Origin of the sequence: Methylocaldum sp. (genome assembly GCF_039794385.1) — a bacterium.
Taxonomy (GTDB): Bacteria; Pseudomonadota; Gammaproteobacteria; order Methylococcales; family Methylococcaceae; genus Methylocaldum.
The window spans coordinates 12,553-35,358 of record NZ_JBDIVO010000003.1; the positions used below are offsets into that span (position 1 = coordinate 12,553).

The window sequence follows — 22,806 nt, forward strand, 5'->3', positions numbered from 1 at the left end:
GGTTGTGCTGGTTCCCAAACTCCCGTTTGGGAACCCAGTTTGGGAAGCTCCCGCTTCTCGATTCGCGTGCGGTTTCTGGAAGCTAGAGCTTCTCGGGTAGGGCGCCCAAACGGGAGCTTGGGCGCCAGCGGAATGGGCTGTTTGCGATTGGAATGACGGGGTAGGACTTATTCCAAATTGCTTTCAGTCAGGAATTCATTTTGTAGGATGGGTTTCGCTTCGCTCTACCCATCCTACGATGAATGTTCGCTCGAATGCCGAATGGAGTTAAGCGGATGATATCGCCTTATTTGGGGCAGGCACTAAGAATAGAAATAGAGAAAGGCCGGACATAATGGTTGCAACAGATTCGAAAACTGAATTGTGGGACATCGGGCTTAAGTTTTGGGGATGGTCCGGCCTTTTGATTGGGATGTCAGTGTTTTTATTTTTCGACAGCCTCAGACTTCTAGTCGGAAACTGGATGACAAGCGAGGAATACAGCCACGGCCTTCTGATCCCATTCATCACCGGCTTCCTGATCTGGCAGAAAAAAAACGAACTGGCCCGGTTGCCGTTCGAAGGCTCCTGGGCCGGTGTAGGTGTCGTCGGCTTGGGGTTGGGACTTTATTTTCTGGGCGAATTGGCGACGCTCTACATCATCGTCCAGTATGCCTTCCTGGTCGTCTTGTTCGGCCTGGTTCTCGCGGTGACCGGGTTCAAGATATTCAAGCAGATTTGGATACCGCTGTTCTTTTTGTTCTTTTCGATTCCCTTGCCCAATTTTCTCTACCAGGGCCTGTCGAGCAAACTTCAGCTTCTTTCCTCGGCACTCGGCGTCTCTTTCATTCGGGCCTGCGATATCAGCGTTTATCTCGAAGGCAATGTCATCGACCTCGGCTCGTACAAGCTTCAGGTGGTGGAAGCCTGCAACGGGCTGCGTTATCTCTTTCCCCTGATGAGCCTCTCGTTCATGTGCGCCTATTTCTTTAAGGTGGCATTGTGGAAACGGGCCGTAATTTTTCTTTCCAGCATTCCGATCACGATTCTGATGAACAGCTTTCGCATCGGCATCATCGGGGTAATGGTCGAGTACTGGGGAAAATCGATGGCGGAAGGATTCCTGCACGATTTCGAGGGCTGGGCAATCTTCATGGCCTGCACCGGCCTACTGGTGGGGGAAATGTGGCTGCTGGCCAGGATCGGGCGGGAGCCGCGGCCGTTGCTGGAAGTGTTTGGTTTGGCGTTTCCGGAACCGTCGCCGAAGGATGCGTTGTTTCGGGAGCGCACCTTGCCGCGCCAATACTGGCCGGTGCTGGGGCTTTCGGTCGTGGCATTGGGGGGTGCTCAACTCCTGCAGCATCGGGAAGAATTCGTTCCTCCTCGTGCCGAGTTCGTCGATTTCCCCATGCAACTGGCCGATTGGACGGGGCGGCGCGAGACGATGGAGCAGCAATACATCGATGCGCTCAAATTCGATGACTACATTCTGGCTAACTATGTCCGCGACGGGGTCATGCCGGTCAATTTTTATTCCGCCTATTACGCCTCCCAGCGCAAGGGCGAGTCGATACATTCGCCCCGCTCCTGCATTCCGGGCGGCGGTTGGGAAATCAAATCGCTGGAAACCGTGAATGCCGATCTTCCCGGCGAGGAAGGCGATCCGCTTAGGATCAACCGCCTGGTCATTCAGAAAGGCGAGGATCGCCAGCTCGTTTACTACTGGTTTCAGCAGCGCGGGCACAATCTGACCAACGAATATGCCGTGAAGTGGTATCTGTTCTGGGATGCGCTGACGCTTAATCGTACCGACGGCGCCCTGGTGCGGCTCACGACCTATCTTCCCCGCGGAGAGGAGCTCGCGACGGGCGAGGCGCGGCTCAACGAGTTCCTGCGTGTCTTGAAGCCGCAATTGAATCGTTATATCGCGGATTAGACGCATGCGCTTAATTTTGCCGAAGTTGTACGCCAAAGCCGTTAAGTCAAGCTGTCATACCGGCAGGGAGTGCCGGTATCCAGAGCACGGGGATGTGATCCAGGCTGATGCTATCCCTGGCTTCTGGGTTCCGGCATTCCCTGCCGGAACGACGGTATGGAGCTTAATTTAGCGGTATTGGCAGGTACGGATAAGGATTTTCTATGCAGCTTTTTGTGCTGTTCTTGACCACCCTGTTTCTGGCCATGGTGCTGGTGGCCGCACTGATCCGATTTTCTGCGCCGCTCGGCCTGGTGGATGTTCCCGATGCGCGGAAGGTCCATGTTTCGGCGATTCCACGGGTGGGCGGGATCGGCATGGTCATTGCGACCATCGTGGCGCTGCTCCTGGAGTTCGATCTCGATTCCGGATTCCGGATCTGCCTGCTCGGCGTGGGCATTCTAAGCGTGTTCGGCTTACTGGACGATCGCTACGACCTGAACTACAAGATCAAGTTTTTCGGTCAGTTCGTGGCGGTGCTGGTGGTGGTCGTTTTCGGCGACATCGTGATCCGCCGCTTGTGTTTTTGGGACTGCGGACCGCTGCCCGATGCCGTCGCTTACCCGCTGACGGTATTCTTTTTGCTCGGCGTGACGAATGCGATGAATCTGGCCGACGGTTTGGACGGACTGGCGGCGGGACTCAGCATTCTGAGTCTGGCTTGCATTGCGTTTCTAGCCGATTTGGCCGACGGCTATCAAACAATAGCGACTGCTGTTGCCATCCTGGGCGCCATCTTGGGATTTCTGCGCTACAACACCCACCCGGCCATCGTGTTCATGGGCGATACAGGCAGCCAGTTTCTGGGCTTCTCGGCGGGCGTTCTTGCCGTGTTGCTTACGCAAAAGGTCAATACGGCGCTGAGCGGTTCTTTGCCGCTGCTGATCTTGGGATTGCCGATCATCGACACTTTGCTGGTCATGGGGCATCGGATACTTCGCGGCGTGTCGCCGTTCAAGCCGGACCGGAACCATTTTCACCATAAGCTCCTGTCTCTGGGTTTCGACCATTATGAGGCAGTGCTGACGACGTACGTGGTCCAGGCGTCCTGCATTCTTCTCGCGTATTTTCTCCGTTACGAGTCCGACCTATTGGTTCTGGCGATCTATCTGGCCCTGTTCGCCGTGGTCGGAGCATTCTTCCCGCTCGCACAGGCGTTCCGTTGGCGCCTACATGGAGTCGACCGTGGCCAGGCGTCGTTTCTCACCCGAAAATTGAATTTGATTCTGGAGAAAGCCTGGCTGGACAAAACGGCCTATCAGGCCGTCCGTCTCGCCGTGCCGTTGTTCCTGGTCGCAACCGCCGTCACAACGAAGGAGGAGGATCTGGACGAGATTGCGGTGTTTGCCGCGGGAATTCTGGTGACCTGGCTGGTTTGGGTAGGGGCTCGTCTTCCCGGTGCGGGCTTCATCGAGCGCGTGGCCGTTTACTCGAGCGTGATCCTGGTGGTTTATCTCGCCCAGACCGCCGGTTTCGAGTACTCGGAGGCGGAGCGCTGGTTCAATTACGCTATCGCCTTGCTGGCCGTCATCGTGGGCGTGGGCGTGCGGTTTTCGGGGCGCTACTTCACCCTGACGCCGTCGGACTTCCTGGTGATGTTCGTGCTGTTGGTCGCGGCGAACTTACCGGTTTTTAGTCAAGTCAACTACGCCAAGATCGCCGTCCAATCGGCGATCCTGCTGTACGGCGTCGAATACGTCCTGCGCCGCGGGAGCGGAACCGTCTGGGCGGTGCGGAGCGGTGGGATGCTGGCTCTGATCGCGCTGGCTCGCTGGATGGTTCTTTGAGCCGCGTTCTCCGTACATTCAAACGTAGATCCGGATAAGCATGCGGTTTTATGCAGCAGGCCGGCAATCCTTTGCCGATTCGCCGTGTCGGGAATGGATTCCCGACCTACGACCCGGCGGTTCGACGTAGGTCGGCAATCCGTTGCCGACGAATCACTTCAGCCCTGAATGCCTCCTTCCGTCAGCTTCGCGGGATCCAGAAGCTCGGACAATTCCTCGCGCGGAATCCCGGTCATTTCGGCGGCCACGTCGATGATCGGCCGTTGCTGCTTGTAGGCCGCTTTGGCGATTTCCGCCGCTTTGAGATAGCCGATGACGGGATTCAGCGCGGTAACCAGAATGGGATTGAGTGCCAACGCTTTCTTTAAATTGTCTTCACGAACGACGAAATCGGCGATGGCCTTATCCGCCAATTGACGCGAGACGTTCGCCAGCAGGTCGATGCTTTGCAGCAGATTGTATGCGACGACCGGCAGCATGACGTTGAGCTGGAACGATCCGGACTGGCCGGCGACAGTAATCGTGGCATCGTTGCCGATGACTTGTGCGGCGACCATGCAAACAGCCTCCGGAATCACCGGATTGACTTTGCCCGGCATGATGGAACTGCCGGGCTGTAGCGCCGGCAGTTCGATTTCACCTAGACCCGCCAGGGGGCCGGAATTCATCCAGCGGAGATCATTGGCGATTTTCATGAGGCTGACCGCCACGGTCTTCAGTTGGCCCGACAATTCCACGGCCGCGTCCTGGCAACTCAGGCTTTCGAAAAACGAGGCATTGGGCGCGAACGGCAGGCCCGTGGCGTCGGAAAGCGCCTCCGCCATTTTCGCCGCGAACTCCGGATGGGCGTTGATGCCCGTACCTACGGCCGTGCCGCCCTGGGCGAGTTTGTAGATACGCGGTAATGAGGCGCGCAGACGCTCAACGCCGTTTTGGATTTGCAACGCCCAGCCGGAGAGTTCCTGGCTCAGGGTGACGGGCATGGCGTCCATGAGATGGGTGCGTCCGGTCTTGACCACGTGCTCGATCGATTGCGCCTTGTAGACGATCGTGGTCTGCAAATGCTCCAGTGCGGGGATGAGCTGTGCGTTGACGGCGAGCGCGGCGCTGACGTGGATCGCCGTCGGAATGACGTCATTGCTGCTTTGCCCCATGTTGACGTGGTCGTTGGCGCTCACGCTTTGTCCGCAGGCACGGGAGGCAAGCGTGGCGATGACTTCGTTGACGTTCATGTTGGTGCTGGTGCCGGAACCGGTTTGGAATACGTCGACCGGAAACTGGTTGCCGTAACGTCCGTCGATTATGTCCTGCGTTGCCCGCTCGATGGCCTCGGCAAAGCCGCAGTCCAAAACGCCCAAGTCTCTATTTACGCGGGCGGCGCACTGCTTGATCAAGGCTACGGCCGCGATAAAGGCCGGCGGCATCCTGAGTCCGCTGATCGGGAAGTTTTCCACCGCGCGCTGAGTTTGGGCGGCATAAAGGGCATCGGCCGGCACCTGCAATTGGCCCATGCTGTCTTTTTCGATGCGGAAAGCGTTTTGGTTCATGACATTGAAAATCGGTTAAGTGTTAACGGATTAGTTAGGCCGCATGATGTTTGATAAGCCGGACTAGGACAGGCTATGGAGAAACTCGCCTAACCGTTCTTCGTCGAAGGGCCAGCCGAGTTCGGCACCCGATGCGGAATCGCGCACGACCGGAATCCGAACGCCATAGCGGTGTTCCAACTCGAGTTTCTCGGCGATATCTACTATCTCGACGGGAATCTCGGCGCCTTTCGCTTGAATCGCTTTAGACAGCAGAAATTCCGCGTCTTCGCACAAATGACAACCGTGTGTGCCGTAAAGTATTAGTCGAATCAATCTTGCTCGTCCTCGCTGGATACGGCCGGAAGTTTGCGCATCGTCGTCCGGTTCCGGAGCGCGGCAATCTGGCCTCGGTGATAGGGGCAGTGACGGATGTCACGGGGACATCGCTCGCGAGCGGCTAAGCTTATCAGATTAGAGGGGAAACATGCCGAACGAAGATTGTTCGACCGCTCCACAAGCGGGGGGCCTTACGGATAGAGGTACTCAAGCAGCGGCGATGTCGTTTTTCTGGCGAGGACAAAAGAGAAAACGCCCGTCTCATGTCGCATCGGATAATGTCGGGCGTGGTTTCATCACGACGTCCGAAGTGTGGGCGTTTATGGCAGGTATTCGTCGACAGCGCGCCTGTTCCATCGTTTCCAGCTTGGAAACGATGCGGGGTAATCGATCCCGGTCGCCAAACGGTCGCCGGAACCGCTATGCTTAGCCCTCCGTTTAGCGAGCAGCGGGCGCGTGCCGCGCGCGTCGTTCGCACGGAAAATCGCCAGACGGTCGGGCATTCTCCGCGTTCTGAATTACCGAAATGACCGCCGGCCGAATCTGTTGATTGTCAACGAGGTAATTTGTCACAGACGGCGAAATGAATTTACTTGCAGACTGGCAATTCGCCCGGTTTGCCTTATCGAGGAAGCGCTCTGCGCGGCAAGCTCCATCGAAATCCTGAAGGGCGAGACGCTACGATGATAACGTCTTTGATCCGCACCACCCGGCGTGCGAATTTGCTGAGGGTTGGATTTTGATTTGTAAAGGTTCGAAAGTCGTCAGAAAACGGTCAGTTTTTGGTCAAATATGGTTTGTTCCGCCAACTGCAATGCTAACCACGAATGCCGGAGCCTGTAGGTATGGAGATCGGTAAGAGTTTGCTATTCGGCCCTTTTCGGCTAGACGCCGGAAACGCCGTCTTGTGGCGCGGGTCGGAGGTGGTGAGCTTGCCGCCGAAAGCCTTTGCGCTTTTGCACTACTTGCTTATGAATCCCGGCCGGCTGTTAACCAAGGACGCTTTGCTCGATGCGGTCTGGCATCGCCGCTATGTCAGCGAGTCGGTTCTTAAAGGATGCGTCAACGAATTGCGCAAAGCTCTGGCGGATGATCCGAAGTCACCCACTTACATCGAAACGGTGGCGAAACACGGCTATCGCTTCATTGCCGAGGTAATGCAGGCAGACAGCCGGGAAGTTCGTGCGCCGGCACTGTCGCCAATAGCGGCCAATCGCGCCGCCCATGATGTGAATTCGATGTATTGGGTAGGGCGGCGGAGCGAGTTGGAATGGCTGGAAGCACGCTTCGAACGGGTAAGGCATGGTGAGCGTCAGATAGTCTTCTTCACCGGCGAGGCCGGGATAGGCAAGACCACCCTAATCGATATGTTTCTGGCTCGCGCCAACGGCACGAATCTGGGGCTGCTACGCGCCCGATGCGTCGAACAGTGCGGTGCGGGAGAGGCGTTTATGCCTTTGATCGAGGCTTTGGAGAACGAATGCCGCGGAGCTGGCGCGCAGCAATTGGTCGACCGGCTGCACCGACATGCACCGACCTGGCTGATGCAAATGAACTCGGTCTTGACGCCCGCGGATAAGGACAAGCTCAGCCAGCAGGTCCTGGGCGCAACGAATGCCCGAATGCTCAGAGAGGCGGCGGAGTTTTTCGAGAGCATCAGCTCCGAATTTCCCTTGGTCCTGGTGATCGACGATTTGCATTGGGGCGATTATGCGACGGTCGATCTTATCTCTCTATTAGGGCGTCGAAGTTCACCGGCTCAGTTATTCGTCATTGCGACATACCGACCGGTCGACGTAAGTTTGACGCAACACCCGATCAAGCGGATCAGGCACGAATTGCAGGCGCGCGGTTTATGCGCCGAGCTGGCCTTGTGCGGTCTGGGCGAGGACGAAATCAAGGAATATTTGGTATCGCGCTATCCCGAAGAGGCGGGACATGAGACTTTATCGTCGTCCATTTACCGATGGACCGAGGGCCATCCCTTTTTCATGGTAAATCTGGTCGAACATCTGGTCGATTTGGGGCGCCTCACATCGAGTTCCTACGATACCGGCTCGAAGCTGGCGATACCCGACAATCTCTTGGAAATGATAGACGCGCAAATCGATCGCCTGAGCGCTTCCGAGCGGCGCTTGCTCGAAATGGCGAGCGTATTCGGCGTCGAATGGTCTGCGGCACTGCTGGCAGCCGTATCCGGCGAAGATTTGGCGACGATCGAACTGTGTTGCGATGAACTCAGCCGGCGCGGCCAGATGTTGAAGTCATGCGGTGCCGACGAGTGGGCGGACGGGATAATGGCCGGACGCTATGGTTTTCGGCATTCCCTCTATCGCGAAATCCTTTATCGCCGCCTTGCGCCCGGGCGCCGGATGCAGTTGCACCGGTCCACCGGAGAATGCTTGGAAAATGGATACGGCGAGAAATCCAAAACGATCGCGGCGGAATTGGCCAATCATTTCGAGCAAGGCAAACAGCTGTCTAAGGCAATCATGTATCTGCGTCTGGCGTCGGAGAACGCCGTGAGCCGCTATGCCAACCGAGAAGCGATAGACTACATCAGCCACGCGCTACGCCTGTCCGAGTCGTTTCCGGAGGCGGAACGCGAGGCCTTAATCATGGAATTGCTGTTCAGACGCGGTGTCGTAAAGCGTTCTATGGACGACACCGATGGCGCCATGGAAGACTTTTCGGCTATTCGCAAGCTTGCGGTCAGCGCGGGTCTTCCGCTTTGGGAGCTCAAAGCCTTGATTGAACAAGGCAGGGTTTGTTATTGGATGGATCGGCCCCGCTGCCTCGCGTTAGTGACCGAGGCGGTAGAACGCGCTCTGGATTTAAAGGACGAGATGATCGAAATCCTGGTTCGAGGCTCCTGGGCTGGATGGCATAACACTTTGCAGGGATGGAGCGAGCACTACATCCGGGATTGTCGAAAGGCCATGGATATGGCCCGCGCAACGCGGAATCGCGAATTGCTTAACGCCAGCCTCACCTTGCATTCCAGTTTCGAATACGCCAGGGCCGACTATCGGTCGGCGATCGCTCTCGCACGCGAGGCAATGGAGATCGCTCAGAACCGGGGCGACGCATTGCAATACATGGTTTGCGAGGCCCTTTGCATAAGGTCGATGCTGCACATCGGAGAGTGGGGGGAAGCCCGGCGCCATATCGCCAAAGCGTTAGAGATGGCCGAAAGGAACGGCAATGTCTTTGCAATCATCCATTTCACTCTGCTCATGAGCTGGTTACACGAGCAGGCCTTGGATTACGAAGGTGCACGGAGTCTGTGCCAGGCCGCGATGGAAAAAATGCACGACCAGCGGGATTCCTCGAATGCCTTTTTCGGACTGATCCGGTCGGGCGCGGCCCATTTGGGTTTGAGGCAACACGCCGAAGCCTTCGAGAGTTTCGCCAAAGCCGATCAGCTGCTGGATGCCTGTCAGGGACTGATGGATTGGTACCTGCGGCCGCTCTTTCATTTGGGCCTGGGTGAATACTGGCTGACGCAAGGCCAGTGGGAAAAAGCCGAAGAGCAGGCGAACAAGGTTTGCGAGCTCTCGGCCTTGCCTCCCGATCCGGCTTATCTGGCGCTGGGACATCGGCTGTTGGCCGAAGTGGCCATGGGCCGAAAGGCATTGGATACGGCAGGCGCGGAAGTCGAACAGGCGTTGTCCCATCTCGGTACGATCGAGGCCGCACTCGCGGCATGGCGGGTGTACGCAACCGCTGCGGAGCTGGATAGCCGAAGGGGACGCCTCCCTGAAGCGGAAACCTACCGCCATCGCAGCGCAGCGATACTTCGAGGCTTGGCCGAATCCATGGACGAGGCGGATTGCCTGCGTCAGTCGCTGCTGCGACATCCGCTGTTAACCGGCATTTGCGAGTAATTCCAAATCAAAACTTCGCGTGAATTCCGCCGAATACCGTGGTTCCGGGAGTGTAGCGGGCGTAGATGCCGCCGGTTCGGTTGTTGGTAATATTGTCACCGCGCACATAAAGATCGAGTTGCGGCAACACGCGATAGGTGGCTATGAGATCGACACGGACGGTGTCGTCCGTGGCCAAAGTCGCCGCGCTATCGTTCCATTGCGAGCCTTGGTATGTTGCATTCGCGCGGAGGCTCAGCGGCAAGGCATCCAGGTTCCACTGCGTCCAGATGCGGCCGGATTTTTCCGGATGCACCGGCAAAGGCCGGTCGTTGTCCAGATTGCGGCTGTACTGATAAGTGAAGTCCAGACCGCTGCGGAGCTGTTCGGACCAGAGAACTTCCAACGAAGCCTCTGCTCCGGCGATGCGGGCCCGCGGCGTGTTGCCGAGGCGAACAAAGCGTCCCAAGCTGATTTCTGAAGTGATCAGGTCGTTATAGCGACCGTAGTAGCCGGTTACGGAGATGTATAGATTGCGGATCGGCACCCAATCGAATCCGGCATCTGCCGTCAAGCCTTTCTCCGGTTTGAGAATGGGACTGCCCAAGAGCGGCATATACAGTTCGCCGTAGCTGGGGGCGCGGAATGCGGTGCCCGCGTTGGCCCGGAGGCTCAAGGATGACGAAACGTCCCAGCGAGACCCGAAATGCAGTAGCGTGTGTTTGCCGTAGTCGTCGTGGCTTTCCACCCGGACGCCCGCTTCTTGGTACCATTTCCCCAAATCGGCCTGCAGCTCGGCAAATCCGATCACGGTCTTTCGCTCGTCGTGGAATTGCGACGATTGCAAGGGATGTTCACTTTCCCCATGCTCGTGACGCACCTGCCCACCCCACACCAGTCGCCAGGATCGCTGGCGCGTCTGATCGTTTAAAAGTGCGTGACTGTTGCGCCAATCGGCGAACATCAAATGGCTGCTGAAACTGAACGGTAGACGCCCGGCTCGAGCGGCGACGTCGTTCTCGGTGTAGGCCAGCTGCAACCGACTGGTCCAGTCATCGGTCAGATGCGCTGAGGCGGTATTTTGGGTCAGCCACAGTTTTTCGTGAAAATCCGTGGTCGCACTGTCGACGAAGGTGGGAAGACCGGCCGGAGTCACCCCCGGTAGATCGGCGTCCTGCCATGAGTCTTTGTAGAGGACGCTGCCGTCCACGGCCAAATCCGGCGTGAACCGCGCGCCGTATCGCGCTATCCCTAAGGTGCTGCCGAAGCGGTCCCGCTCCGGATTGCCCCGGTCGGGTATGGCGTCGTACGCACCGTCGAATTGGTTCACCCGACTTCCGGTGACGGAAATGTCGGCATGCTCGGCCAGCAAGCCGCCGCTCAGTGTCGTGCGGAAGGTTCCGAAGCTTCCCCCTTCCGCGTGAACCAAACCATAATCTTCCGTGGTCCGTTTGGAACTCAACTGAATGCTGCCGCCCAAAGCTTGGCTGGTGTAGTAGGCATGGTTGGAACCGAGAACCACGGTGGCTCCGCCCAAGGCTTCGGCGGGAATGGTATCGAGCCAGCTCAGTGCCGGCAGTGCCGTCAGTAACGGTACGCCATCGAATGTCACCATGCCTTGGGTGTAAGTCACGCCGCGTACCCTCAGTCCCACGGCGCGGCCCTCGCTGCCCCGGAGCACGAAAACGCCCGGCGTTCCGCGCAGGAAATCGTTGATATTGCTGTACTGCGAACTTTCGACGTCATTCCGTGACCGAAAAGTGGCATTGTTCGTAAGCGCTCGTGAGAGATTGTCGGCGGTTTGGGGCAGACCGTCCGTGGGAATCACGGTCACCGGAGGCAGTTCCGTCATATCCGCTCGCAATGAAGCCGGTGCACACTGCGCAATCAGTAAGACCGCGGCCGGACCGGCCAGACCCCGTTTGCCCACCTTGACCATGAATCGTGTTTAGCGATTATCGAAGGCTAATCCGGTTCGTAAGCCAGGATCGGCGCCAGCCACCGTTCGGCTTCCCTAAGCGTCACGCCTTTCCGTTTCGCGTAATCCTCGACCTGGTCGCGGCCGATCTTGCCGACGTTGAAATATTTCGCCGCCGGATGTGCCAGATACCATCCGCTGACGGAGGAAGCGGGGTACATCGCGAAAGACTCCGTCAAGCGGATGCCGCTGTTCTGTTCGGCTGCCAGCAGTTCGAACAGCGCGGCCTTTTCGGTGTGGTCCGGACAGGCGGGATAGCCGGGGGCAGGGCGGATGCCCCGATACGCCTCGGCGATCAGTTGCTGGTTGCTGAGCTGCTCGTCCGGCGCGTAGCCCCAGAACTCGCGGCGAACCCGCCGGTGCATCAGTTCGGCGAGGGCTTCCGCCAGACGATCGGCCAGGGCCTTGAGCATGATGCTGCTGTAGTCGTCGTGGTTGGCGGCGAAGCGGTCGAGATGTTTTTCGATGCCGTGGCCGGCGGTAACGGCGAAGCCCCCGATATAGTCGGGCACGCCGCTCTCTTTCGGCGCCACGAAATCGGACAGGCAGTAATTGGGCTGGCCGGGCGGTTTCACCGCCTGCTGGCGCAGATGGCGAAGGACGGTCAGCGTTTCCTTCCGGGTATCGTCGGCATACAGCAGGATATCGTCGGCAGATGCGTTAGCCGGGAAGAATCCGACCACCGCGCGGGCGGTCAGCCACTCTTCCGCGACCAAGGTTTCGAGCATGGCCTTAGCGTCCTTGAACAAGGTGCGCGCATGCTCTCCGACCACTTCGTCGTCGAGAATTTTCGGGTAGCTGCCCGCCAGCTCCCAGGTATGGAAAAAAGGCGACCAGTCGATGTAATCGACAATTTCCCGCAACGGGTAATGGTCGAATACCCGTAGACCCAAGAAAGTCGGATGCGGCGGCACGTAATGCTGCCAATCGCCATGGAAGGCGTTGGCGCGTGCCGCGGCGATCTCGTGCAGCGGGTTTTGTGCCTTGCGTCCCGCGTGGCGTTGGCGCACCTCTTCGTATTCGCGCCGCGTTTGCGAGATGAAATCGTCCCGCAAATCTTCGCTTAAAAGACTCCCGGCGATTCCGACACTTCGCGAGGCATCGGTCACGTAAACCGCCGGGCCGCTGTAGTTCGGCTCGATCTTGACGGCGGTATGGGCGCGCGAGGTGGTTGCGCCTCCGATCAGCAGGGGCAGAGTGAAGCCCAGCCGCTCCATTTCCTTGGCCACATGGACCATTTCATCCAGCGACGGCGTGATCAGACCGGACAGTCCGATGATATGGACATCATGCTCGCGCGCCGCGTCGAGGATTTTCTCGCAAGGCACCATGACGCCCAGATCGATCACTTCGAAGCCGTTGCATTGCAGCACGACGCCGACGATGTTCTTGCCGATGTCGTGCACGTCGCCTTTGACCGTGGCCAGCAGGATTCTGCCGTTCGATTGAATCGTACCGCCGGCTTTTTCCACTTCCATGAAGGGCATCAGATAGGCCACCGATTTCTTCATGACCCGGGCGGATTTGACCACCTGCGGCAGGAACATCTTGCCGGCGCCGAACAGGTCGCCGACCACGTTCATGCCCTGCATGAGCGGGCCTTCGATGACGTGCAAGGGGCGCGCGTATTGCTGGCGGGCCTCCTCGGTGTCTTGCTCGATGAATTCGTCGATACCCTTGACCAGCGCGTGCTCCAGGCGCTTCTCGACCGGCCAGTGGCGCCACGCGAGGTCTTCCTTCTTTTCGACGGTTCCGCCTTCGTTCCGGTATTTCTCGGCGATGGACAGAAGCTGTTCGGTGGCGTCCGGATGGCGCGCGAGGATCACATCCTCGATGGCATCCCGAAGTTCCGCCGGAATGTCTTCGTAAATCGCGAGCTGTCCGGCGTTGACGATACCCATGTCCATGCCGGCACGGATCGCATGGTAAAGAAAGACGGCGTGGATGGCTTCGCGCACCGGATTGTTGCCGCGAAAAGAGAAAGACACGTTGGAAACGCCGCCCGAGACCAGGGCATGGGGCAGGGTTTCCTTGATCTGGTGCACGGCTTCGATGTAATCGAGGCCGTAGCGGTTGTGCTCCTCGATGCCGGTGGCGACGGCGAAGATATTCGGGTCGAAGATGATGTCTTCGGCCGGGAGTCCGACCCGTTCGGTGAGAATCTTGTAAGCGCGGGCGCAGATTTCCACCTTGCGCTCGCGGGTGTCCGCCTGGCCCTGCTCGTCGAAGGCCATGACGATGACCGCGGCGCCGTAGCGGCGGACCAGCTTGGCGTGGCGGATGAACGCGTCTTCGCCTTCCTTGAGCGAAATCGAGTTGACGATGCCCTTGCCCTGAAGACATTTCAGTCCGGCTTCCAGGATGTCCCATTTGGACGAGTCCAGCATCACCGGCACGCGGGCGATGTCCGGTTCAGAGGCGATCAGGTTCAGGAAACGGACCATGGCGGCCTGCGAATCGAGCATGCCTTCGTCCATGTTGACGTCGATGATCTGCGCGCCGTTCTCTACCTGCTGGCGGGCGACGTCGATGGCCTGCTCGTACTTCTCCTCGCGGATCAGGCGGCGAAAGGCCGCCGAGCCGGTGACGTTGGTGCGCTCGCCCACGTTGACGAACAAGGATTCGGGGCCGATGTTCAGGGGCTCGAGCCCGGCCAGGCGGCACTTCGGTTCGATAGCTGGCAGATGTCGCGGCGGGAAATGCTCCACGGCGTCGCGAATGGCTTTGATATGGGGCGGGCGAGTGCCGCAGCAGCCGCCTACGATGTTCAGAAATCCCTGCTCCGCCCATTCCGCGATTTCCTTGGCCATGGCTTCCGGCGATTCGTCGTATTCGCCGAATTCGTTGGGAAGTCCGGCGTTGGGGTGGGCCGAGACATGGGTGTCGGCGATGTGCGAAAGCTCTTCGATGTACTGCCGGAGCTGCTTGGCGCCCAGCGCGCAGTTGAAGCCGATGGAAATGGGTTGCGCGTGGCGCAGCGAATTCCAGAAAGCCTCCACGGTTTGCCCGGACAGGGTGCGGCCAGAGGCGTCGGTGATCGTGCCCGAGATCATGACCGGCAAGCGGAGTCCGCGGTCGTCGCAGTACTGTTCCACGGCGAAGACGGCGGCCTTGGCGTTCAGAGTGTCGAAGATCGTTTCGATGAGAATGATGTCCGCGCCGCCGTCGACCAGGCCTTGGGTGGCTTCGTAATAAGCGCTGACGAGATCGTCGAAACTGACGTTACGAAAGCCGGGGTCGTTGACGTTCGGCGAAATCGAGGCGGTGCGGTTGGTCGGGCCCAATACGCCGGCGACGAACCGCGGCCGGTCGGGAGTCTTCTCGGACATGGCGTCGACCGCTTGCCGCACCAGCCGGGTCGCTTCCACGTTGAGCTCATAAGCCAGTTCCTCCATGCCGTAATCGGCGAGGCTGACCCGATTGGCGTTGAAGGTGTTGGTTTCAATGATGTCCGCACCCGCTTCCAGATAAGCGTCGTGAATCGCCCGGATGATCTGCGGCTGAGTGAGGCAGAGCAGGTCGTTGTTGCCCTTGAGATCTTTCGGCCAGTTCGCAAAACGCTCTCCGCGATAATCCTTTTCCTCGAGCCGGTAGCTTTGGATCATGGTGCCCATCGCGCCATCCAGGAAGAGAATCCTTTCGGAAAGAAGTTGTCTCAATAGTGCGGTGCGGGCGTTCAAATCGGTCATCGTGGGATATTCCGGGGTAAGGGAGAATTCGAACCGGCGTTTTGACGGCAAAGAGTTCTATTTTAGAGACAGACGGTCCGGCAATAAACCGGTTCATGCGCGGCAAGCCGGTGTATTCCTTGCCATAAGGAAATGAATGATGTCAAAATTCGGCTCGCTTTCAAGAATAGCAAGCTGTTCCGCCCCACGGATGCCTCTTTTTTTGCGGGGAAGAGCAACCGCTACAATAAACGTTCCGGGGAGATTTCTATGAATTTTCGAGCTTTCGGCGCAGCCGGCCTGATTTGGCTTGTTGGAGCCATGGGGACGACCGCTTTGGGAGAAGTCCCGCTAAAAGACAACAGCGAAATTGTGGGTACGTGGCGCCTCGAGTCGGTGGCTCCGGCACTTAATAAACCCAAGATCGAGGAAAATAGGACCTGGGAATTCAAATCTGACGGTACCATCGTCACTTCGGGTTACAACCGGCATTTCAAAGCGGAAGATCGGCACGAGTGGAAGTACAAGGTCGTGGACGGCAAGATCGTGGCGGATGATCCGGGGCGGCCGGGAAAAACGATCGATTACATGGTCTACGAAAAAACGCCCGACCGAATGATCCTGAAAGGCGGTATCGAAGGATTTTATTTCTTTAAAAAACAATAATTAGAGGAAACCGGATATGAATAAGTTTTTTCAGTTCAATAAAGATGACCGAACGATGTGGCTGGGCATGTTGGGAATTAGCGCGATCTTTATCGTGCTGATGTCGTTGTTTACGACCACGTCCCCTTTCTATTACGCGAAACGGATTCTGATCACGATCTTTATCATGTTTCTGCCGGGCTACGCGATTACCAAGCTGTTCTTCGATCATATGGAGTTCACGGAATACAGGGCGCTCGATAAATTCTTGGTTTCGTTCTTCTTTTCCATAGCCACGGTGCAAACCTTGTACTTCATCGCGACCTACGTGCGGACTTACGCCTTAAACGTGGATGAAGATGTCATCAGCAGTAACGCGATCTCGATATCGATTGCTCTCTTGGTTACCGCAGTTGCCTTTGGCGTCAAATTTTATTTGAACAAAAAGAAAACGATCGCATCTTAAAAATAGGCTTTGTTCGGCAGATTTGATGACAACTATGAGTTCCGGTGATTCTAATTCAAAAAGACCTACGGTATTTCAGGTGATTGCCAGTGTCGTCGCGGCGGCTTTCGGCGTTCAAAGCTCGGCTAACCGGGAGCGCGATTTCGCCTTTGGCTCAGCCAAGGCTTATATCATCGGCGGCATCATTTTTACGGTGCTGTTCGTGGTGGCCGTCATTGCCGTGGTGAATCTGGTGATCAAATCCGCCGGGACGTAGGAACGCTTGAACGGTGACGCCGTCAAAAACCCCGCAGGTTTGCCGCGGGGTTTTTCTTTGCACAGAATTTCGGCGTGTCGCTTGTCGAGGAGATCGGTTGACGAATTCTGGAGGCGACGATTAATCTTCCCTGAAGCGGTGCCCATGCCGCTTCGTTTCGCGACTTAACGCTTACGTTTAGTAAGCGATTCAGGGATACCTAAGGACTAAACGGAGGCTAGGATGGCCGATATTCCCACCAAACATGTCTCGTACTGGATCGATTCGACGCCGGAAACGGGCTATCCGGAACTTCCGGGCGATCTTTCCGTCGATGTAGCCGTTGTCGGTGCCGGTATCGTGGGCCTCACCACGGCGCTTCTGCTGAAACGGGCTGGGCGCAGCGTGGCGGTGATCGACTCGCGGAAGATCGTCGGGCAGGTCACGGGGCGAACCACCGCCAAATTGACCTCGCTCCACGGTCTTATCTATTCCTATCTGATCAAAACTTTCGGCGAAGACGGCGCTCGCGCCTATGCCGAGTCGAATCAAGCCGCGATCGAGATAGTCGACACCATACGGACGCAACTCGGCAGCGACTGCGATTTCGAGCGTCAGTCGGCATTTACCGTTACCGAGTCGGAGGAGCAGGTGCCGGCATTGGAAGCCGAGATGGAAGCTGCCGCGAAGCTTGGATTGCCGGTCGATTTCGTCACCGAAACGACCTTGCCTTTTCCGATTGCCGGCGCGGTACGCTTCGATCACCAGGCGCGTTTCCACCCTCGGAAATACCTGCTGTCGGTCGCACAGGCGGTGAGCGGCGACGGCTGTGCGGTTTTCGAGAATACTCGAGTGCTGGACATCGAAGAGGGTACCCCGTGCCGGGTGCTGACCGATAAGGGGAAAGTCGAGGCGCGAGACGTGGTCATCGCCACCAATATTCCCATTCTGGATAAAGGCGGATTCTTCGCCAAAGTGTTTCCGAGACAACATGTCGTCGTCGGGATTCGAGTTGCCCCGGAGCAAGTCCCCGACGGCATGTTTCTGTCGGTGGGAGAGCCCAAATATTCGGTTCGCGTCCATCCGACGGATAAAGGGCCGTTGCTGATCGTTTCGGGACAGGGCTATCGGACGGGGCACGCCGACACGGCGCAGAAGTCGAGAGAGCTCAGGTGGTTCGTCCAAAACCGCTTTCAGGTCACCTCTATCGAATACGAGTGGATCAATCAGGATTACGACGCTGCCGACCGAGTGCCTTATATCGGTCATCTCACGCCCGGCTCGAAGCACCTTTATACGGCAACCGGATTCAATGCCTGGGGTTTAACCAACGGCACGGTGGCCGCTACGATCATTTCCGACGAGATTATCGGCAACCACAACCGCTGGGCGGAGCTCTACCGGGCTACGCGCGTGAATCTCAAGGCATCGGGCGGAAAGTTGCTGAAGGAGAACGTCCATGTCGGGGAAATGTGGTTAAGGGACAAATTGGCGTCCGGTCATAGAAAAACGGTGGAGACGGTTGCGCCCGGGGAAGGAGAGATCATCGATCTCCACGGCAAAAAAACCGCCGTGTATCGAAACGAGGAAGGCCGAATTCACGCCGTATCCGCCGTTTGCACGCATCTCGGCTGTATCGTTCACTGGAACAAAGCGGATAAGTCATGGGATTGTCCTTGCCACGGCTCGCGCTTCGATGCCGAAGGAAAGGTGATATCGGGGCCGACGCGAAAGGAACTCGAGCCTGTATCGTTGTAACCGGCCACAGGAGACGGTAAAGAAAATTCAGCCGTGAACCATCGTCGCAAACTTCCCTGGATTCGCCGCTAAGCTTGGGCGGTTGTCCCAGAATTCTTGATCGGTAATCATCCTGATTATTTTTCGTGTCGCATTTGAGTAATTATTTGTTCAAGTCGCGATACTTTTTGTTTTTCCGGAGATGCATCTTTAGTCAGGGCTCGGTTCATTGATTAACGGTCGAGCAGGTGCGCTCGCGGGCGTCGTGCGACCGGTTTGACTCGATGGCCGTATTAAACGGATTTGGACATTAGGAGAAATCCTTAACGCCCGGTAAAACGTCTTTTTACAGTAGCGCACAGGGACGTAAACGCTATGCAATCCGACGAACACCCCGCCGATTTACGGCAGACTCCTGAAAGAGGTGGCGCCGCGCTTTGGACTGCGGTGGCGCTAACCGTTTATTCCGTGTTGGGAGCCGTTCATGCAAAGGACTACCGAAGCATCGACGGTTACGGAAATAACATCGCCCATCCGACATGGGGTATGGCCGGTGCTTACCTGCTGCGCAGCGCGAGCGGAGCTCACTATACGGACGGCATTTCCTTGCCGGCTGGGGCCTCGCGTCCGAGTCCCCGCGAAATCAGCAATGCCGTTTTCGCCCAAAATGACGATCTGATTCCCGCGAAAGGCCGCCAGAGCGATTTCATGTGGACCTGGGGGCAATTTTTGGACCACGATATGGGACTCACCCAAGGAACGGCCGAAAGCTTTCCGATCAAGATTCCAGCGGGAGATCCGTTTTTCGATCCACGGGGAACAGGCACAAAGACGATGCCTTTCTCGCGCGCCATCTTCGATCCGGCCACCGGGACGAGCACCGGCAACCCGCGCGAGCAGATCAATGAAATTACCGCTTACATCGACGGCTCCATGATTTACGGGTCCGACGAGGCTCGTGCCCGCTGGCTTCGGACCGGGCCGTATCTGAAAGGTTCGTCCGGCAATCTGCTCCCGTACAACGACGGGACCCAACCCAATGCGGGTTCGCCCGAGCAACCGAATTTTTCGTCGGCTCTATTCGTCGCGGGCGACATCCGGGCCAACGAGCAGCCCACGCTTGCGGCCATGCATACGCTGTTCATGCGCGAACACAATTACCAGGTCGACCGAATTCGCGAGGCAAATCCGGATCTCGATGACGAAGAACTGTATCAGCGCGCCAGGGAAATCGTCATCGCCGAAATTCAGCATGTTACGTACGAGGAATATCTGCCGGCGCTTTTGGGGCGAGGCGGCCTTCATATGAGATCGAGCTACGATGCCGGGGTCAATCCGGGGCTCAGCTCGCTTTTTTCGACAGCCGCCTTTCGGCTCGGGCATACCATGCTCAGCCCGTCAATCTTGCGTCTCAACGAAGACGGCTCGCCGATCAGGGAGGGCGCGCTTTCATTGCGGGAAGCATTCTTCGAGGCCACGCCTCCCATGCTGGCCGGCCGTGGCATCGATCCTCTCATCCGCGGTGTGGCGGTGCAGCGCATGCAGGAGCTGGATGAAAAAATCGTTGATGATGTTCGCAATTTTCTGTTCGGTGCGCCGGAGGCCGGCGGGTTGGATCTGGTTGCGTTCAATATCCAGCGCGGCCGTGACATGGGATTGCCCGATTTCAATACCGCGCGTGCGGATCTTGGCTTACCCCGCAGATCCAGTTTCTCCGAGATCACCTCGGATCGGGCTATGGCAACGAGCTTGGAGCGCCTTTACGGCAACGTCGACGACATCGATATGTTCGTGGGTCTTCTCTGCGAGGACGACATGCCCGGCACGATGTTGGGCGAAACGCTGAGAGCCATACTGATGGATCAGTTCCACCGCACTCGTTCCGGAGATCGCTACTGGTATACGCGGACCCTGAAGGGGAAGGATCTCGCTATGGTGCGCCAAACGCGCTTGTCCGACATCATTCGCCGCAATACGTCGATACGGAAGATTCAGAAAAACGTGTTTTTTGCACCGAATCACGATCGCTGAGGCAGGGGCCAGAGCACCCGATGGCGATTAGGCGGAGGCTTATCGCGGTCCGGTCGATGTCACCGTGAAAGAGCAATGATGGCACTGACGGTTGACTTACTGTGGCACTCCGTGCCTATCACCGGGACAATCTGCGAACGTTCCGCTCGCGCCAAACGATGGTATAAGCGTCCTTTGGTACCATTCGTATTACAATCGGCTGAATCACGGGCATGGGTTGAAGATGGGCAGGATAGCTCAATTCGATGATTCACCGGTGGCTGTGGCGGATGGATTTACTTGGTGCAGCCTTAACTAGTGAAGAAACTTGTCATGCAAATCTGGGTCGATGCCGATGCCTGTCCGAACGTCATCAAAGAGATTCTGTATCGTGCGGCGGAAAAACGGCAAATTTCGCTGACTCTCGTCGCTAACCAGCCCCTTCGAACGCCGCCGTCGCGTTATATCCAGGCCATTCAGGTGCCCGCCGGGTTCGATGTGGCCGACAACAAAATCGTTCAGGCAATTCAGCCCGGCGATCTCGCGGTTACCGCGGATATCCCGTTAGCCGCCGAAGTCGTCGAGAAGGGTGGTTATGCGCTCAACCCGAGGGGGCAGTTCTACACGAAAGACAATATCCGCGAACAACTGACGTTGCGAAACTTCATGACGGAGCTGCGCAATAGCGGGGTCGAAATGGGTGGCCCCTCGTCGTTGAGCCAGGGCGACCGCCAGGCGTTCGCGAATCAGCTGGATCGTTTCTTATCCCGACAAGGCAGGAACTGACCAGAGCTTCACGTCCACCGTGACCCTATTCGATCGCCGTGCCTCAGCCCGTCAATAGCGCTCGAAGCCGGTCGCGGCGGCCGGTTCGGGTTTCGGTTCCGCCAACAGCGAGCGCTTGACGAAGAAGATAGCCGCCATCGGCATCGCCAGTCCGACGATGGCGACGGTGATGAACAGCGCGCCGAGTTCGCTGTAATCGGCTGGAATTTCTACGGCTCCGGTGCTTGCATTTCTGACCTCGCGCGTGACGGTGAATATCTGGTTCAGATATTTGGTGCCGAGTTGCGAGAGCGATAGCGCCAGATTGGTAAAGGCGGCCATGACCGCGAAATAGGTTGCCTTGAGCCTTTCCGGAGCCGAGTTGGCGATCCACGCGAGCATCGGGATCATCGCGATCTGGCCCAGGGGCGACTCGAGCGCCGTGTCGATCAGGGCGATGAACCGGGCATCGACGACGCCGCCGGTGCGGGCGGCGGTCCAATGGTGAAATCCGTAGAACATCGCGATATTCGGCAAAAAAAGGACGGCGCCGGCAATGGTCAAGAAGGCAATGATATAGGTGATCGGACGCTCGGCCATGAAGCGGCGGAAGATGAACATGCCGAACAGCGTCAATGCGCTGGCGACCAGCGAAAGCTGAGATAGAAACTGTTGATCGAAACCGAGCTCGTCGATCATCCACCAGGTCGAACCGGCGCCGGTCGTGGGGATCGCGCGGAATGCGAAAATCACGATAGCCGTGGCGTAGAGTTCGTGTCGCGCGCGATCGGGAAGGTCTCGGGTCAATTGCCGCATCAGGAACAATACGATGCCGAGAGAACCCGCGAAGATGATTTCCTCGTTGAGTGGCACGGCGGCCAAGCCCATGCTGGCCGAGAACAGGACGAACACCAGGCCGCCGCCCAGAATCCACCAGTTGGCCTCGGGCAATTCGTCCATGGGTCTTCCCAGGAACCGCTCGATCTGGTCCATCTCGAAACCTTGAGCGGCTAGCCGCTGTACGTCGCGCCAGCGCAAAGCGGCGGCCAACGCCACGCCAAGAACGGAAACGGCCGGAATGATCAGCGCCAGGCGGTAAATCTGAAGATAAACCGCCGCTTTCTCCAATTCGCCAAGGTTTTCGACGCCGCTGAAAAGGTATACGTTGACGGCGGCGACCAGAACGGTGCCGCCGATGATCGCGACTCGCCCCAGGGTCTGCATGGTGGTGTGGGCCAGGCGAAGCTGTTCGTCGCCGACCGGACGGCCTTCTCGGTCCACGCGAGGTACGGCCTCGACGGTCATGGCGTCCGCCACCGTGTCCTGCAATACGTAACCGACCGGCGCCAGCAGGGCGGAAAGAACGTACCAGGTTTCGATCGGCATAAGCTCGCGCATGGCGTCCGGTTTGTCGAGCAGACCGATCATGATCAAGAGGCTGGCGGAAATCAGCCCGGCACCGAGAATGATGAGGCCGGACTTGTGGCGCCAGATCAAGTCGACCAGATGCCCCATCGGCATCTTCAAGGTCCAGGGCAGCATCATCCAAAAGCTGAGGGCGGCCAGGAACTCCGCGGACAGGCCCAGATATTCCTTGACGAAAAAGGTGCCGACGATGCCGGTCAGTCCGGAAATTCCGGCCGCCATGTAGACCATGAGGGGCGGAAGATAGCTCAGGCGCATTTGGCGGCCGAGGTCGAGAACGTTGCGGTCTAGCCATTCTCTCCAATGCATGGGAATCTCTCTCCTTGGTTGAATATTCCAAACGATTGTAGAACAAGCGATCGAGCGGTCCGAGCTTTTTGGTTGCAAGTCAGTTCGGAACGATCG

At 57.7% G+C, this 22,806-nt stretch carries 14 protein-coding genes; 9 read left to right on the forward strand and 5 right to left on the reverse strand.

What is annotated here, in order from left to right:
* The first annotated feature begins 412 nt into the window (after nt 1-412).
* Both xrtD and ABJK70_RS00320 read left to right on the forward strand, forming a co-directional pair.
* Complete coding sequence (gene xrtD, locus ABJK70_RS00315; protein ID WP_347257241.1) at nt 413-1,915, forward strand: VPLPA-CTERM-specific exosortase XrtD; 1,503 nt, start codon at nt 413-415, stop codon at nt 1,913-1,915.
* A gap of 203 nt (nt 1,916-2,118) precedes the next feature.
* The gene (locus ABJK70_RS00320; RefSeq protein ID WP_086133790.1) at nt 2,119-3,741 is read left to right on the forward strand and encodes an MraY family glycosyltransferase; all 1,623 of its coding nucleotides are present in this window, start codon (nt 2,119-2,121) and stop codon (nt 3,739-3,741) included.
* Nucleotides 3,742-3,899: 158 nt separating this feature from the next.
* Here the strand turns inward: ABJK70_RS00320 and ABJK70_RS00325 are convergent, their stop codons facing one another.
* Together ABJK70_RS00325 and ABJK70_RS00330 are read right to left on the reverse strand one after the other, a co-directional pair.
* Complete coding sequence (locus ABJK70_RS00325) at nt 3,900-5,288, reverse strand: class II fumarate hydratase (RefSeq protein WP_347257242.1); 1,389 nt, start codon at nt 5,286-5,288, stop codon at nt 3,900-3,902.
* A gap of 63 nt (nt 5,289-5,351) precedes the next feature.
* On the reverse strand, nt 5,352-5,603 hold the full coding sequence (locus tag ABJK70_RS00330; RefSeq protein ID WP_077731863.1) for a glutaredoxin family protein: 252 nt from the start codon (nt 5,601-5,603) through the stop codon (nt 5,352-5,354).
* An 848-nt stretch (nt 5,604-6,451) separates the two neighbouring features.
* On the opposite strand from ABJK70_RS00330, the gene ABJK70_RS00335 reads away from it, so the two are divergent.
* A complete protein-coding gene (locus tag ABJK70_RS00335) occupies nt 6,452-9,493 on the forward strand; it encodes an AAA family ATPase (RefSeq protein WP_347257243.1) in 3,042 nt (1,013 codons plus the stop codon).
* A gap of 7 nt (nt 9,494-9,500) precedes the next feature.
* Here the strand turns inward: ABJK70_RS00335 and ABJK70_RS00340 are convergent, their stop codons facing one another.
* Both ABJK70_RS00340 and metH read right to left on the reverse strand, forming a co-directional pair.
* Nucleotides 9,501-11,324 (reverse strand): TonB-dependent receptor, encoded by a 1,824-nt coding sequence (locus ABJK70_RS00340; protein ID WP_168175485.1) that lies wholly within the window; start codon nt 11,322-11,324, stop codon nt 9,501-9,503.
* 113 nt (nt 11,325-11,437) lie between these two features.
* Entirely contained in the window at nt 11,438-15,139 is a 3,702-nt protein-coding gene (gene metH, locus ABJK70_RS00345; protein ID WP_347257244.1) for a methionine synthase, read from the reverse strand.
* 249 nt (nt 15,140-15,388) lie between these two features.
* On the opposite strand from metH, the gene ABJK70_RS00350 reads away from it, so the two are divergent.
* The 6 genes from ABJK70_RS00350 to ABJK70_RS00375 all read left to right on the forward strand — a co-directional run bounded on the left by ABJK70_RS00350 (nt 15,389) and on the right by ABJK70_RS00375 (nt 20,997).
* Nucleotides 15,389-15,784 carry a hypothetical protein gene (locus ABJK70_RS00350; protein ID WP_077731893.1) on the forward strand — a complete coding sequence of 132 codons (396 nt, stop codon included), beginning with the start codon at nt 15,389-15,391 and terminating at the stop codon, nt 15,782-15,784.
* Nucleotides 15,785-15,800: 16 nt separating this feature from the next.
* A complete protein-coding gene (locus ABJK70_RS00355) occupies nt 15,801-16,229 on the forward strand; it encodes a hypothetical protein (protein WP_077731858.1) in 429 nt (142 codons plus the stop codon).
* A 79-nt stretch (nt 16,230-16,308) separates the two neighbouring features.
* Nucleotides 16,309-16,485: a DUF2970 domain-containing protein gene (locus tag ABJK70_RS00360; protein WP_240502611.1), complete on the forward strand. Its 177-nt coding sequence runs from the start codon at nt 16,309-16,311 to the stop codon at nt 16,483-16,485.
* 222 nt (nt 16,486-16,707) lie between these two features.
* Nucleotides 16,708-18,222, forward strand: coding sequence for an FAD-dependent oxidoreductase (locus tag ABJK70_RS00365; RefSeq protein WP_347257245.1), 1,515 nt, complete (start codon nt 16,708-16,710; stop codon nt 18,220-18,222).
* Between the two features lie 354 nt (nt 18,223-18,576).
* Complete coding sequence (locus tag ABJK70_RS00370; RefSeq protein ID WP_077731855.1) at nt 18,577-20,232, forward strand: peroxidase family protein; 1,656 nt, start codon at nt 18,577-18,579, stop codon at nt 20,230-20,232.
* A gap of 312 nt (nt 20,233-20,544) precedes the next feature.
* Nucleotides 20,545-20,997, forward strand: coding sequence for a YaiI/YqxD family protein (locus ABJK70_RS00375; protein WP_077731854.1), 453 nt, complete (start codon nt 20,545-20,547; stop codon nt 20,995-20,997).
* Nucleotides 20,998-21,048: 51 nt separating this feature from the next.
* Here the strand turns inward: ABJK70_RS00375 and ABJK70_RS00380 are convergent, their stop codons facing one another.
* Nucleotides 21,049-22,710, reverse strand: coding sequence for a hypothetical protein (locus tag ABJK70_RS00380; RefSeq protein ID WP_086133795.1), 1,662 nt, complete (start codon nt 22,708-22,710; stop codon nt 21,049-21,051).
* Nucleotides 22,711-22,806 lie beyond the last annotated feature (96 nt).